Annotated in this window: 11 protein-coding genes; 4 read left to right on the top strand and 7 right to left on the bottom strand. The window is 69.7% G+C overall.

The genetic code is table 11. The annotated features are described in order from the left end of the window. Positions 1 to 17: 17 nt before the first annotated feature. A complete protein-coding gene (locus tag ABS642_RS00600; protein ID WP_282216647.1) occupies positions 18 to 1,583 on the bottom strand; it encodes a hypothetical protein in 1,566 nt (521 codons plus the stop codon). Continuing rightward, positions 1,559 to 3,349, bottom strand: a complete 1,791-nt coding sequence (locus ABS642_RS00595) for an ATP-binding cassette domain-containing protein (RefSeq protein ID WP_350351851.1) — start codon at positions 3,347 to 3,349, stop codon at positions 1,559 to 1,561. The genes ABS642_RS00600 and ABS642_RS00595 overlap by 25 nt, the downstream gene beginning before the upstream one ends. A gap of 251 nt (positions 3,350 to 3,600) precedes the next feature. Here ABS642_RS00595 and ABS642_RS00590 point away from each other — a divergent pair, with 251 nt between their 5' ends. The 4 genes from ABS642_RS00590 (at position 3,601) to ABS642_RS00575 (ending at position 7,295) form a co-directional block, all read left to right on the top strand. Then, positions 3,601 to 4,293 (top strand): NTP transferase domain-containing protein, encoded by a 693-nt coding sequence (locus ABS642_RS00590; RefSeq protein WP_282216646.1) that lies wholly within the window; start codon positions 3,601 to 3,603, stop codon positions 4,291 to 4,293. A gap of 80 nt (positions 4,294 to 4,373) precedes the next feature. Further along, positions 4,374 to 5,375 (top strand): hypothetical protein, encoded by a 1,002-nt coding sequence (locus ABS642_RS00585; RefSeq protein ID WP_350351850.1) that lies wholly within the window; start codon positions 4,374 to 4,376, stop codon positions 5,373 to 5,375. Between the two features lie 82 nt (positions 5,376 to 5,457). Then, positions 5,458 to 7,056 carry an acyl-CoA carboxylase subunit beta gene (locus tag ABS642_RS00580; RefSeq protein WP_350351849.1) on the top strand — a complete coding sequence of 533 codons (1,599 nt, stop codon included), beginning with the start codon at positions 5,458 to 5,460 and terminating at the stop codon, positions 7,054 to 7,056. Then, the gene (locus tag ABS642_RS00575; protein WP_350351848.1) at positions 7,053 to 7,295 is read left to right on the top strand and encodes an acyl-CoA carboxylase subunit epsilon; all 243 of its coding nucleotides are present in this window, start codon (positions 7,053 to 7,055) and stop codon (positions 7,293 to 7,295) included. Before ABS642_RS00580 ends, ABS642_RS00575 begins: the two co-directional genes overlap by 4 nt. On the opposite strand, the gene ABS642_RS00570 is transcribed toward ABS642_RS00575, so the two are convergent. From ABS642_RS00570 to ABS642_RS00550, 5 genes are all read right to left on the bottom strand, one after another. Next, positions 7,283 to 10,318 carry a glycoside hydrolase family 38 C-terminal domain-containing protein gene (locus ABS642_RS00570; RefSeq protein WP_350351847.1) on the bottom strand — a complete coding sequence of 1,012 codons (3,036 nt, stop codon included), beginning with the start codon at positions 10,316 to 10,318 and terminating at the stop codon, positions 7,283 to 7,285. The genes ABS642_RS00575 and ABS642_RS00570 overlap by 13 nt on opposite strands. 89 nt (positions 10,319 to 10,407) lie before the next feature. Continuing rightward, a complete protein-coding gene (locus ABS642_RS00565; protein WP_350353484.1) occupies positions 10,408 to 11,607 on the bottom strand; it encodes an ROK family transcriptional regulator in 1,200 nt (399 codons plus the stop codon). 271 nt (positions 11,608 to 11,878) lie between these two features. Then, positions 11,879 to 12,886 (bottom strand): hypothetical protein, encoded by a 1,008-nt coding sequence (locus ABS642_RS00560; protein WP_350351846.1) that lies wholly within the window; start codon positions 12,884 to 12,886, stop codon positions 11,879 to 11,881. Continuing rightward, positions 12,883 to 14,118 (bottom strand): ATP-binding protein, encoded by a 1,236-nt coding sequence (locus ABS642_RS00555; protein WP_350351845.1) that lies wholly within the window; start codon positions 14,116 to 14,118, stop codon positions 12,883 to 12,885. Before ABS642_RS00555 ends, ABS642_RS00560 begins: the two co-directional genes overlap by 4 nt. After that, the gene (locus ABS642_RS00550; RefSeq protein ID WP_282216639.1) at positions 14,108 to 14,767 is read right to left on the bottom strand and encodes a response regulator transcription factor; all 660 of its coding nucleotides are present in this window, start codon (positions 14,765 to 14,767) and stop codon (positions 14,108 to 14,110) included. The genes ABS642_RS00555 and ABS642_RS00550 overlap by 11 nt, the downstream gene beginning before the upstream one ends. Between the last annotated feature and the right edge of the window lie 32 nt (positions 14,768 to 14,799).

The following is a 14,799-nucleotide window of genomic DNA, read 5'->3' as shown; positions in this document are numbered from 1 at the left end:
TCGCCTGCGGGCGGTCGTCACGCGGTCTCGACGAACTCCATCAGGCGCTCCCCGCTGCGCTCGAAGATGCGTCCGCCGATGACGGCGCCGAGCCAGAGGACGACGAGACCCGACAGCAGTCCGACCCAGAATGCGGCCGGCGCGTAGGACGAGCCGTCGATGATCGTCAGAGCGAACAGCCATCCCGTCGGCAGGCTCAGCACGAGCGCTCCGAGGAATGCGGCGGCGGGACCGTAGATCCCGCGCGACGTCGGTCGCTGCGGCTGCTGGAACGGACTGTCGCCCGGTCGCGACACCGCATACGGCGCCACGACGGAGACGATGCTCGAGATGCCGAGGGCGGAGAACAGCAGGCTGGCGGCGAGGCCGGTCAGCGGCAGCAGCAGGCGCCAGTCGCCGATCAGCAGCAGCGTGAGCGGGACGGCGATCGCGAGAACGGGGATCGCCACCAGCAGCACGGGAACGAGTCGGCCGAGACGATCGGGAAGACCGCGGATGCCGCTCGCGACGTGCGTCCACAGCGCGGTGGAGTCGTAAGCGACGTCGTTGTGCGGCAGCCACCCGAAGAACAGCGCCATGACCGGCACGGGGACGAGGGCGGCGATCTCGAGCGGGACGCCGGCGACGATCAGAGGAAGGACCGTCAGCACTCCCGCCACGGGCACCACGATGGTGTTCATGATGTACCGGCGGTCGCGCAGCCAGTACACGAGGCTCCGTGAGGCGATGGCGCCGAAGGCGTTGGAAGGCAGCAGGCCGAACCAGCCGAGACCGGTCCGCTCGCGGGAGGCGACGGGGCGTTCGGTGGTCGTCAGGAGACGGCGCACGAGCCAGGCCCACAGCACCCAGAGCAGGATCGCCGTGACCACGGCGACGATCCCGCTGATCCAGGCCATCGCCGTGGCGTCAGCGGCGACCGCGAAGAGGAATCCGGGTGACGCGGCGAGAGGTGTGAAGCCGACGCTCGTGGTCAGTGCCGCCAGAGATGCCGGAACGTGCCCGTCCCAGCGCATCGAGGCGAAGAAGACCGCCACGGGGAAGGCGATCACGATGAGCGCCAGGGCGAAGAGCGCTGTCAGCTCCCGAGAACGGCGCTCCGGCAGCAGCAGCGCGTTGACGGCCATGCCGACGCGAGCCGTGAGAACCGTCGTCACCACACCGACGATCGTCATGAGCACGGCCAGCGGCCACGGGGCGCCCAGACCGATGGCGACGACGCAGACGCTGATGTACACGGCGAGCAGCGCGAGGCTCGGCACGCTGATGAAGGCCGCCAACGTGAGCACCCAGGGCATCCGTCGCTCGTCGACGCCGAAGACGGCGAATCGACGCGGGTCGAGCTGGTCGACGGCGCCGACCAGGATCGGTCCGACGAGGAAGCCGAGGAGGAGGGCTGCTCCACCCAGCACGGTGACGGCGCGGGCGACCGGCACCGGGGCGTCGGCGAGGCTGAAGACCGCGAGGCAGACGGCCACGGTGACCGCGACGATCGCGAGGAACGTGACGATCGTCCGAACCCGGCGTTCGCCGCGCAGCGATCCGATCAGCAGCGCGAATCTCAGTCGGAGAACGTGTGCAGCCACTCGAGCCCCTCCACCTCACCGCTGGATCCTGCGAGCTCGACGAAACGGGCCTCGAGCGTCTGGCCGGCCCTGACCTCATCGATCGTGCCCTCCGCGAGCACCTCACCGCCGACGACGATGGCGACACGGGAGCACACGCGTTCGACCAGATCCATCCCGTGGCTGGAGAGGATCACGGTGCCGCCGTGGGACACGTACGCGCGAAGGATGTCGAGGATGACCGCGGAGGAGACCGGATCGACCGATTCGAACGGCTCGTCGAGCACCAGGACGCGGGGTGAGTGGATCATGGCGCCGGCGAGCATGATCTTCTTGGTCATACCGGCCGAGTAGTCCGAGACGACGCGGCTGAGCGCATCGCCGAGGTCGAAGGCGCGCGCGAGGTCGGCGGCACGCTTCTCGATCACGTCGGCCGCCAGGCCGCGCAGCAGGCCGTAGTAGTAGAGGAGCTGACGGCCCGTGAGCCGGTCGAACGTGCGGAGCCGGTCCGGCAGGACGCCCATCACCCGCTTCGCCGCGAGGGGCTCCTTGGCCTGATCGATGCCGCAGATCACCACCGTGCCCGCATCCGGACGCAGAAGACCGGCGACGATCGAGAGGGTCGTGGTCTTTCCCGCACCGTTCGGACCCACGATCCCGTAGAAGGAGCCGGCGGGAACCGTGAGGTCGATCCCGGCGACCGCGTGGTTGTCGCCGAACTGCTTGACGAGACCTCGGATGCTGATCGCGACGGTCGCCGCGGCTTCGCCGAAGTCGCGGCCGGAGCGGGATGCCGCGTCATCGGACTCGGCGTCCGCCCCCGAGGCGGCCTCGGCCGGAGTCTCGACGATGACCTCCTCCGCAGCGGGAGCGTCGGCGATCGCCTCTTCCAGCGTCGCCTCCTCAGCGGACGCCTCCTCGACGACGAGCTCCTCGACGATCGGCTCGGCAGCAGGTTCCTCGACAGCAGGCTCTTCGACCTGAGGTTCTTCGACAACAGGCTCCGCAGCAGCGGGTTCCACGACGATCTGCTCCTCCGCCGACGGCAGTTCCGCCTCGGGAGCGGGAACGGAGGTCGCCTCGTCGACGGCCGGGGCTCCCTCGATCACGGGGGGCACGGCTGCCTCGAGGCTGTCCGCCGCGGCCTTCTCCTCAGCGGCCTTCTCCGCGGCCGCCGCCTTCGCGGCAGCCGCCTTGGTTGCGGCAGCCTTCGCGGCCGCCGTCTTCGCAGAGGCCGAGCGCGCCGACGCGGTGCGGGCCGTCGTCTTCGCTGCTGCGGACTTCGCCGCGGCGGACTTCGCTGCGGCGGTCCTGGCCGCCGACGTCTTCGCGGAGGCCTGCTTGGCCTTCGGAGCCTTCGCTGCCGGCGTCTTGGCTGCCGGCGCCTTCGCAGCCGCGGGCCGTGCGGTGGCTCGCGCCGCCGAGGTCGCGGGCTTGGCGGTCTTGGCCGACGCGGCCCTGGCGGCGGTGTTCTTCGCCGCTGCCGCGCGTGCTGCCGCGCTGGTGCGCGCCGCCGAGACGCCCTGCGCCGGGGCATCGATCACCATCTTGACGGCGGGCTCGATCACGACCTCGCCGGTCGGTGCTGCCGTCTCCGCAGAGGCCTTCGCCGTCGTCCGCGGCGCCGGCTTCTTCGCAGGAGCGCGCTTGACCGGCGGCTTCTTGCCGGCCGTCGTGCGTCCAGCGGAGCCCGGCTTCGACGCCGGCGTACGCGCCGGAGATGCCTTGGGCGGCGGGGTCTGGGAATCGTCCACCTGGTCGGTGCGGTCGTCAGGGGAAGAAGTCACCGTCCTACGGTATCAATGGGTTGCCCCCAACCGAGGGCGCGGCGAAACAATCCGCGCTCGGATCTCGCAGATTCCGCGCATATCCCGCCCCGTCGTCTAGCCTGTGTATTGCGTGTGTACTCGGTCACGAAATGACAACGGGGGCATCGATCCCCGGGCCTTCCCAGGCGGAATCGATACCATGAACGCGGCACGATGAGGTGTCTGGTCGGTGAACCGGCCGTGAACACAACTTCCCTTTAGGAGCACTCGTGACTCTTCAAACCGTCATTCTCGCCGCAGGCATGGGCTCACGCCTGGGCCGCGCGCTGCCGAAGCCGCTGACCGAGCTGAGCGACGGCCGCACGATCATGCGCCAGCAGCACGACAACATCCGGGCCGCCTTCGGCTCCGACGCACGCATCACCGCGGTCGTCGGATACCGCGCCGAGACGATCATCGAGGCGTTCCCGACCGTCAACTACGTCCACAACGAGCGCTACGACGAGACCAACACCTCGAAGAGCCTGCTCCGCGCCCTGGCCGCGACCGGCAAGAACGGCGTGCTGTGGATGAACGGCGACGTCGTCTTCGACCCGATGATCCTCGGCCGTGCGGCCGCGTACATCGAGCGCGACCAGTCGTTCGTCACGGTCAACACCTCCAAGGTCAGCGACGAAGAGGTCAAGTACACCGTCACGGCGGAGGGCTTCATCAACGAGCTCTCCAAGACCGTCAAGGGCGGCCTCGGCGAGGCCGTCGGCATCAACTACATCTCCTCGGCGAACAAGAAGGCGTTCATGCGCCAGCTGCAGCGCGTCGAGGACCAGGACTACTTCGAGCGCGGTCTCGAGCTCTCGATCGCCGAAGACGGCCTGCTGCTCGAGCCGATGGATGTCTCCGACCTCTACGCGGTCGAGGTCGACTTCGCCGAAGACCTCGAGCGGGCGAACCTGTTCGTCTGATCCTCTTCCACGAAAGCCCGGCCCCGTCAAGGGTGCCGGGCTTTCGGCGTTTTCGCGGACTGACTTCGTAGGATCAGGCCATGGCCCCCAAGGTGCACAAGATCCACTCTCTGCCGGATGACTCTGCCTGGGACAAGGGCGTGCCGCCGGCAGGATCGCCGGAGCACCCGATGATGGTGCGCGGACTCGATCGCGTGCTGTCCATCCAGCGCCCCCTCGTGCTCGCCCACATCCGCAGCATCCGTCTCCGCAACCCGCAGGCGACGCCGGCAGAGATCATCCGGATCCTCGAGCGGCGGTACCTCGCCGCGGTCACGACGGGCGGCGCGGCCGTCGGCGCGACCGCGGTCGTCCCGGGCATCGGCACCGGGATCACGCTCGCCCTGTCGGGCGTCGAGACCGTGGGCTTCGTCGAGTCGACAGCTCTGTTCGCCCAGTCCGTCGCCGAGGTCCATGGCATCGCGATCGCCAATCCCGATCGCGCACGTGCGCTCGTGATGACCCTGATGCTGGGCAAGGAAGGCGTGGATCTCGTCGGACAGCTGGCGGGGCAGGTCGCAGGCCGCGGCGGCAGCAGATCGTCCTACTGGGGCGAACTGGTGACCAAATCGCTCCCGCGTGCGGCCGTCGGACCACTGGTCGATCGGCTCAAGAGCATGTTCGTCAAGCAGTTCGCAGCGAAGGGAGGCGCATCGGTCATCGGCAAGGCGCTCCCGTTCGGGATCGGCGCCGCGATCGGCGGCACCGGCAACCACATCCTCGGCCGCCGGGTGCTGACGACCTCGCACAAGGCGTTCGGTGCCGCTCCCGTGAACCTCCCGCTCGAGCTCGAGCCCGTCGAGGGCGCGGAGAAGCTCGAGCTCCGGATGCTGCGCGGCGCGCGGTTCGCCGGGAGTGCGGTCGCCGGGGCTGCCGGGACAGCCGTGCGCGGCGTCGGCTGGGCCGGCCGCAAAGTCGGCGAGGTGACCACGCGTCGTGGGCACCGGTCGGATGCTCCCGAGCTCGACGAGGGCGGCAGCGGGGCGCGGGGCGGTCACGACCTCTCCGGCATCGGGCCGCTCACGGACGGCCCGAAGAACTGACCCCCACACTCAGGAGACCGCCAAAGGATCCGGCGGCCCGTTGTGCCGAGCATCCAACGGCCAGGGCCGACCCGGCGCTAGGGTGGAATCCGTGACGGACAAGCCCGACCTCTTTACCACCGCCGGCAAGATCGCGGATCTTCGCGCTCGCTACACCGAGGCCGTCGTCGACGCCGAGGAGAAGGCGAAGGAGAAGCAGCACGCCAAGGGCAAGATGACCGCCCGCGAGCGCATCGAACTCCTCGTCGACCCCGGCAGCTTCGTCGAATTCGACGAGTACGTGCGCCACCGCACGACCGCGTTCGGGATGGACCGGTCACGCCCCTACGGCGACTCGGTCGTCACCGGCGTCGGCACCATCCACGGCCGCACCGTCGCCGTCTACTCGCAGGACTTCTCGACCTTCGGCGGCTCGCTCGGCGAGGTCGCCGGCGAGAAGATCATCAAGATCATGGAGTTCGCGATCGCCGGGGGCATGCCTTGCATCGGCATCCTCGACTCCGGTGGCGCGCGCATCCAGGAGGGCGTCGTCGCACTCGGCAAGTACGGCGAGATCTTCCGGCTGAACACGCGGGCCTCCGGCGTGATCCCGCAGATCTCCATCATCATGGGTCCGGCCGCGGGCGGCGCGGTGTACTCCCCCGCCCTCACCGACTTCGTGATCATGGTCGACAAGACCAGCCAGATGTTCGTGACCGGCCCCGATGTGATCAAGACGGTCACCGGCGAGGACGTCGGCATGGAGGAGCTCGGTGGCGCCTACACGCACAACACGCGCTCGGGCGTCGCGCACTACCTGGCCGAGGACGAAGACGATGCGCTCGACTATGCGCGCACGCTGCTCAGCTTCCTGCCGGACAACAACATGTCCGAGCTGCCGTCGTACGAGGGCGTGTTCGAGTTCGAGACGACGGATGCCGACCGCACGCTGAACACGCTCATCCCGGACTCGGCGAACCAGCCGTATGACATCAAGACCGTCATCGAGCACGTCGTCGATCAGGGCGACTTCCTCGAGGTGCAGCCGCTGTTCGCGCCGAACATCGTCATCGGCTTCGGCCGCATCGACGGCCGTTCGGTCGGCATCATCGCGAACCAGCCCTCGCAGATGGCGGGAACCCTGAACATCCAGGCCGGCGAGAAGGCCAGCCGCTTCGTGCGCTTCTGCGACGCGTTCTCGATCCCGATCGTCACGCTGGTCGATGTGCCCGGCTATCTGCCCGGGACTGACCAGGAATGGGAGGGCGTGATCCGCCGAGGAGCGAAGCTGCTCTACGCCTACGCGGAGGCCACCGTTCCGCTCGTCACGGTGATCCTGCGCAAGGCCTACGGCGGCGCGTACATCGTCATGGGCTCCAAGCAGCTCGGCGCCGACGTCAACCTCGCCTGGCCTACCGCCGAGATCGCCGTCATGGGCGGTCAGGGTGCGGTCAACATCCTCTACCGCGGCGAGATCAAGAAGGCCGAGGAGGCCGGCGAAGACGTCGCCGCCGTCCGCACGCGCCTCGCCAACGAATACACCTACGACGTGGCCTCACCCTTCCTCGCTGCCGAGCGCGGCGAGCTCGACGGCATCATCGAGCCGGCGAACACCCGCGTCGCGATCGCGAAAGCGCTGCGCTCGCTGCGCGGCAAGCGCGCCGAGCTGCCGCCGAAGAAGCACGGGAACATCCCGCTGTGACCGAGTCGACCGCCTCCGCAGAGACGCCGGATGAGATGCCGCCGTCGCTCGAGATCACGCAGGGCGCCGCGACCGAGGAGGAGCTCGCCGCTCTCATCGCCGTGATCAGCGACGCCTACGCGACAGAGGCGGCGGATGCCGTGGCCGACGAGCCGAGCGTATCGGCGTGGACTCGCACGCAGCGCCCTCTCCGCAGGCCGCTGCGCCGCGATATCCCCTGGGGGCGCTACTCCGGCTGAGACACCGGAAGCGCCGGTGCGCGGAAGCGGAGCGTCACGAGCTGGAACGCACGAAGCTCCAGGTCGACCACGCGCCCCTCGACGGCGCGGACCGCCGCGGCATCGATCTCCCGCTCGAGGAGGTCGGTCTCCGCGACCGCGGCGAAGTCGAAGGCCGCAGAGAGCGTCGCCGCCGCCCGCCCTCCGTGCGCCTCGTACAGGCGCACGACCACGTCTCCGCTGCGGTCCTCAGCGAGCTTGACCGCTTCGACGACGACCGCATCCGATGACACGTCCAGCAGCGGCACGACGGGCCCCGCTCCCGCGAGAGCGCGCACGGGCAGGTTCAGCCGGTACCCCTCGCGGATCGCATCGGCGATGGTCGCATCCGGCCGCACGCTCACCGTGAAGGTGTGCTCTCCCTGATCCGCATCGGGGTCGGGGAAGAGCGGAGCCCGGAGGAGCGAGAGCCGCACGGTCGTCGCGGTGCCACCGCCGCTGCGCGAGGTCCTCGTGATGTCGTGACCGTAGGTGGCGTCGTTGGCCACGGCGACGCCGAAGCCCGGTTCACCCACGTGCACCCAGCGGTGCGCCACGGTCTCGAACCGCGCGGCATCCCAGGACGTGTTGGTGTGCGTGGGGCGATGCACGTGCCCGAACTGGATCTCGGAGGTCGCGCGATCGGTGTGCACGTCGAACGGGAAGGCGAGCTTCAGCAGCTTCTGGCGCTCGTGCCAGTCCACGGTGGTCGTGATGTCGAGTGCCCGCCCGCCGGAGGCGAGAGTCAGAGCCTGCGTGATCCGTGAGCCCCCCAGCGCACGGACCACGCAGACGATCGCCGCCGACGGATGCGGGACGATGTCGATCGAGACCACGTCCGTCACGTCGACGACGTGACGGCGGTAGTGCTCGTCGATATCCCAGGCATCCCATCGGCTGGGCGTGTCGCGATGCAGCTGGAGGAGGTTCCCCCGCTCCCCCGCCGCAATCGCATCCCTCCCGGTCGCGCGGGCGACGAGTGACGTCACCAGGCCCGCATCGTCGATCGACACCGTCAGGTGCTCGTTCTCCAACACGAAGCCGCCCGTCGTCCGCGCGACCGCCGCAGGGACCCCAGTACCCTGCACGGCGGAGATCCCCATCGCCGCCGTTCCCTCCTTCGCGTAGGGTCCGGCGTCCGCGACCAGCTCGGTGTCTCCCGAGCCGGCCACGACGGCCAGCGCCCCTGCGATGATGCGCTCCGTCGAGGCGAGCACCTCGGCGTAGCGTCGTTCGGCCTCCCGGTGCACCCAGCCGATCGAGCTGCCGGGGAGGATGTCATGGAACTGCTGCAGCAGCACGGTCTCCCACGCGGCATCCAGCTCGTCGTACGGGTAGGGCTCGCCGCGCAATGCGGCGGCCGTGGCCCAGAGCTCGGCCTCCCTCAGCGCGTGCTCGCTGCGACGATTTCCCCGTTTCGTGCGGGACTGCGACGTGTAGGTGCCGCGATGGAATTCGAGGTACAACTCGCCGGACCACACCGGCGGGGCGGGATATTCCGCCTCGGCGGACTCGAAGAAGCGACGCGGGGTCGAGAGGGTCACGGTCGGCGAGCCCTCGAGCGACCGCAGCCGTGCCGCTGCCGCCACCATCTCCCGGTTCGGACCGCCCCCGCCATCGCCGTAACCGAACGGGACGAGGGAGGTGTTCGCCACGCCCTTCTCGGCATACTGCCGTTCCGCACGCGCCAGCTCCTCACCGGTGAGCTGGGCGTTGTAGGTGTCGACCGGAGGGAAGTGCGTGAAGATCCTCGTGCCGTCGATGCCCTCCCACAGGAAGGTGTGGTGCGGCATGACGTTCGTCTCGTTCCACGACATCTTCTGCGTCAGCATCCATCGCGATCCCGCCGCCCTGGCGATCTGCGGGAGCGCCGCGGAATAGCCGAAGGAGTCCGGGAGCCAGACGTCGAGCGGCTCGACGCCGAACTCCTCCAGGAAGAAGCGCTTGCCGCGCACGAACTGCCTCGCCAGCGCCTCGCCGCCCGGCATGTTGGTGTCGGACTCGACCCACATTCCCCCGGCCGGCACGAATCGACCTGCGGCGACTGCCTCGCGCATACGTGCGAACAGCTCGGGCTGGAACTGCTTCATCCAGGCGTACTGCTGCGCAGACGACGCCGCGAAGGCGAAGTCGGGGTCCTCCTGCTGCAGGGACAGGACGTTCGAGAACGTCCTGGCGACCTTGCGCTGCGTCTCGCGGACGGGCCACAGCCATGCGGAGTCGATGTGCGCGTGGCCGACCGCGTGCAGGGAGTGCGCGGACGCGGATGCCGGGCGCGCGAGGACCCCGACGAGTTCGGCCCGCGCATCCACCGCGGTGCCGGCGACGTCTTCCGGGTCGGTCACGTCGATCATGCGCTCCAGCGCACGGAGGATCTCCGCGCGGCGAGGCGATTCCGCGTGAAGTGCGCCCATCAGCCCACGCAGCACCGCGACATCCTGCAGGAGCTCCCAGACGGTGACATCGAGGATGCCGATGTCGGCCCGCCGGAGCACGTAGAGCGGTTCCTCCCCCGCGGACTCCCACTGACCGAACGGCGTGGGCGCGAAGGTCCATCCCGCGGCGATGTCCGGATTCGCCGCGGCTTCGAGATAGAGATCGATCGGGTCCCCGGCGGTCCCCTCCAGCGGGACATGGGCGTTCCTCGGCTCGACGGCTTTCACGATGGATCCGTCCGGGCGGTACACGGTGCCCTCGGCCTGGAAACCGGGCTCCGCACCGTTGAACCCGAGATCGAAGATCAGCTCGGCCCGCTGCCCGTCGTCGACCGTCGGCACGACACCGGTCACGTGCAGCCACATCGTGCTCCAGGCACGGCCCCACGAGCTGCCGACGGAGAAGGGCACGAAGGTCTGCACTACGGCCTCGGCGAACGGCACCGGCTCGCCCGGAGCGCTCCACGACCGGAGCTCCAGCTCCTGCGTCCGCGCATATACGGCGGGGTGGAGACGCTCCTCCGCGAAGCGCTGGATGCGCGCTTCCACGAGGGACGAGTTGTCATGCATCGGTGATCCGATCGCTGGGGGTGATCCCAGATAATACATCGATTGGACTTAATCCGACAAGGCTCCCCCGCGCTCTCCGCGTCCGGGGCTCAGTGCTCCAGCAGCAGATCCGTCGTCCGAGGCGTGAGCACCGAGTCCAGGACCACGCAGGCAGCCCCCACAGCGCCGACGTCGACTCCGACGACCGTGCCCGCGACCGGAAGCGTCCGCACCGCGCGTGTGGCGCTCAGGCGCTCGAGCCGTCCGGGGATCTCTCGCAGGTACACGTCGGAGAGCCGAGGCCAGAACGGGCCTCCGAACACGACGCGGTCCACATCCAGCAGGTTGGTCAGCACGGCGGTCAGCACGGCCATGTGACCGGCCGCCTGGCGGAGCACCCGTGCGGCAGGGCCGTCGCCGGCCGCCGCACGCTCGCACAGCTGCGTGAAACGCGCCTCGACGGCCTCGACATCACTCGCCTCTCGGTCGTCCGGGAACACTCCGGCATGCTCCGCCTGCTCGACGATCGCCTGCGGCGTGCACACGACCTCGACGCAGCCGCGCGATCCGCACAGGCAGGCGGGACCATCCGGGTCGACGACGATGTGGCCGATCTCCCCGAGGTTCTGCGTGTTCCCGCGGACCACGTCGCCGTCTCTGGCGAGGGCGGCGCCGATCCCGGTGCCGAGGTAGACGAAGACGAACGAGTCGTCCGACGAACCCGGGCGGGTCCAGAGCTCGCCCACCGCCGCCGCTGTCGTGTCCTTCTCGAGGGTCACCGGGAGCCCCGTCGCCTCCGCCAGAACCGAGCGCAGCGGCACACGGTGCCAGCCGAGCAGCTTCGGCGGATCGATCACGGTCCCCATGGCCGGATCCAGCGGCCCGGGGGCGGCCACCCCCACCCCCGCGATGCGCGAGCGATCCACCCCGGCGGCGGTTATCAGCGAATCGATCGTGGTCGCCATGGCCTCGACGATCCGGCGCGGGTCCTTCTTCGGGGTCCGCACCGCCATGCGACGCACGACGGCTCCCGACAGGTCGAGGAGCACGAAGGTCATGATGGCGGGGTCGAGGTGCACACCGACCGAGAAGCGGCTCTCCGCGATGAGGCGCAGGGTCACCCGGGGCTTGCCCGGGCCGTTGATCGTGCGTCCGGCCTCGTGGATGAATCCGTCATCGAGCAGTCTGCGGGTGATGTTCGTGACGGTCTGGGCGGAAAGGCCCGTCGCCTCGACGAGCTCGATCCTGCTCAACCCTTCGCCGGAGCGCCGGATGGCCTCCAGGATCACGGACTGGTTGAAATCGCCCATCCGCGGGAGGTTGGTTCCGCGACGCATTCCCATCGTCTTATGATCCCTCATCGCCGGTGATTCCGTGTCCCCCAAAATACCTACAGACAAGTTCTCCACGACCCACCAGACTGAAGGAGACGCTTCGCGTTCGGCTGGTCTCTCTGTCCCAGGGTAGACAGACGCTGATCGGCCACCAGCGGACGGTTTTCGGGTAACTGTCCGCACGGCGAGGGGCAGGCGGCACGGCCGCCGCCCCTCGCCCACTTCCGTCCTGCCTTCGGGACCCCGGTCATCCGGTCGGGGCTTCGCGCAGGATCTCGTGCCAGAGTTCGACGGAGTCGTCATCACCGGAGGACCGGGCGCCCGCGCGGCCGACGACGGTGACCGCGACGCGCGGATCCTTGGCGGAGCGGATGATCAGGCGGCCGGCCTCGGCGTGGGCCAACGTCACCGCGAGCTCGTCACGGATCTCGACCCGCCGCTCCTCCTCCACCCCGTCGAGACCGCCTTCGTCGAACACGGTCACGGTCACGCCGCGCCGCCGAGCAGCCTCGATCGCGTCACGCACCGCGTCGTTGAGCAGATCCGCGCCGCGCAGCTCATCGCGCAGCCGCCCTTCGGCGAGCCGCGCCTCCAGCTGCTCCCGCTCGTCGAGGGCGCCCCGGGACGCGACGACGCGACTCAGCACGGGCCCCGCCACGGCGAGGGCGAACTGCGTGCGCAGGCGCCGTTCACGCTGGCGGACCAGCTGCGTGGCGTGCCAGGCCGACACGGCCTGCTGGATCTCGGCCAGACGCTCGGTGTCCCGGACCGCACGATCCCAGAACATCACGAGCAGCTGGGCGATGAGGACCCACATGATCGATCCGACCAGCCCGAGGTTCAGCGAGACCACCGGCCCCAGGTACGCCGACGATGTCGCGACGAGCATGGCCAGCGTGAACCATCCGATCAGCGCCCGACGACGGACGACGCACACCACGCCGAGCAGGCCCAGCCCGCCGATGTACCAGGTGGCGAACGGCTCCGTGCGGTCCGCAGGATCGAGCGAGAACGTGACCAGCACGGGGATCAGCACGCTGGCGACCGCGGACAGCACCGCCGTCCACAGCGGCATCCGCACCGACGCGGCATCCGCCAGGATCGCGATGTTCACCACGGCGAGGTACAGCCCGATCGCCAGCACCATCAGCAGCGGCGCGGTGGGCTGCTCGATCCACCACACGCCGCGGGCGACGAAGTACATGGCGAAGCCGACGGCGAGTGAGGTCGCGACACTGCGGACGGTGCGGTTCACGCGCGCTCCCACCCGAGGGTCACGGTCGTCCCGTGCTCGTCGGAGTCGATGCCCGCCGTGCCGGCGACACCGGCCATCCGCGCGAAGATCGATGCACGGATGCCGAGGCGATCGGCTCCGATCTCGTCGATGTCGAAACCGGATCCGGTATCCGAGATCGTGACGCGGATGCCCTCGTCGCCGTGCCCCTCGGCGACGATGTGCAGCCCGCGCCCGCCGGCGTGCGACACCGCGTTGCCGATGGCCTGACGGGCGGCCAGCACGAGTGCGCGTGCGGCGCGGCCCGGGATCAGGCCGATCCCGCCGCGCTCCTCCACGATCGCGTCGGCACCGAGCTCCGAGAGCGAACGGCGCAGCTCGACGACGATCTGCGCCGTCCCGACCGGCTCGTCGCTCCCCTCCTGCGCCACCGCACCCTCGGTGTTGGCGAGACGGGTGAGCGCCTCGCGCGCCATCGCGACCGCGAGCTCCCGCGCGCGCTCGCCCTCGGCGCGCTCCCCGGCGATCAGGGCCGCCAGCACGCTGTCGTGCATGAGAGCGGACATCGCCACGCGCTCCTCCTCGGCCGCGGCGGCCGCGGCAGCAGCGGCATACGACGCGACGGCCCGTCCGCGCGCCTCGTCGACACCTGCGGCGACCGAGCGGAACATCCAACCGAGCGAGATGATGACCACGCCGAGGATGAGCGTGAAGGAGACGTCGAACGCCGTCGTCACCCAGAACTCACGGGAGAACTCGCCCTGCACCAGCCGCACGTACCCGTAGACGAACGGCATCCCGAAGGCCCAGGCGAACTGGATGCGCACCGGGAACGCGAGCATGGCGGCGACGACGCCCACGTTCACGAGGAAGAAGATCCACGGCTGGTCGTCCGCGACCTTGTCGGACGGATCGACCACGAGCGGCCACGCGGCGAGCGCGAGCACGTAGGCGACGGCGAAGACGCCGGACGCGACGCGCACGCCGCGCCCGATCACGCAGGCCAGCAGCATCGCCGCCAGAGGCGCGAACACCACCACGAGCGTCGTGACATGCGCCGCGTCGGCAGCGGAGATCGTGCTGATGGCCGCGATCAGGGCCTGTGCGCCGAGCGCCGCGGAGCCGATGGCGACCACGATCGCGAGGATCCGTTCCATGCGCTTGCCCGTGAAGCGCTCGAACTCGGTCTCCGCAGCGCCCGGAGAGGGGATCTTGCTCCAGGCGTCGCGGATGCTGAGCGGGTCAACGGGCACTCGTGGCCCCGTCGGCCGCGACGATGCCGTCCTCCATCGCCCGGCGGAGGAGGTCGACCTTGGTCGGAGCGGGGCGGCCCACCTCGACGTACTTCACCCGGATCCGCGTGATGTTCTCCTTCGCCGTGGAGTACGCGACTCCGAGCCGCTCGGCGACCGCCTTCAGCGGCAGACCGGTGGCGTAGAGCCGGAGCACCTCGCGTTCGCGCGTCGAGAGCTGTGCGTCGGCGAAGGCCCGATCGCCGTCGACCGCACTCGCCCATTCGACGTTGTTGAGAGCCTCCCCCTGCGCGACCGTGCGGATCGCGTCGAGCACGTCGTCGAGCGCGGACGACTTGCTGACCACTCCCGCCGCTCCGGCGGACAGCGCCTCGCGCACCGCGGCAGGGCGGTCGGCGACGCTGTGGATCACGACGCTCGCGCCGTCACCGACGAGCGCGCGCACGTTCTCGGTCACGGTGGTGCCGTCGCCGAGGGTGAGGTCGAGGACGACGACATCTGCCGGGGGCGCACCCGTCGCACGCCGCCACTCGAGATACGAGCCGACGGTGCTCCCGGAGAACACCACGTTCTGCGCATCGCGCGCGCACGCGGCCTCGAGGCCGAGGCGAACGGACTCGTGATCGTCGATGAGTGCGACCGTGCTCATCCGCCCAGCCTAGTGAGTCCCCGACCGAGGGC

The sequence above is a fragment of the Microbacterium sp. A8/3-1 genome (genome assembly GCF_040267695.1).
GTDB lineage: Bacteria > Actinomycetota > Actinomycetes > Actinomycetales > Microbacteriaceae > Microbacterium > Microbacterium luteolum.
Note: the sequence above shows the minus strand (reverse complement) of the source record. Positions and strands in the feature narration are given on the sequence as shown.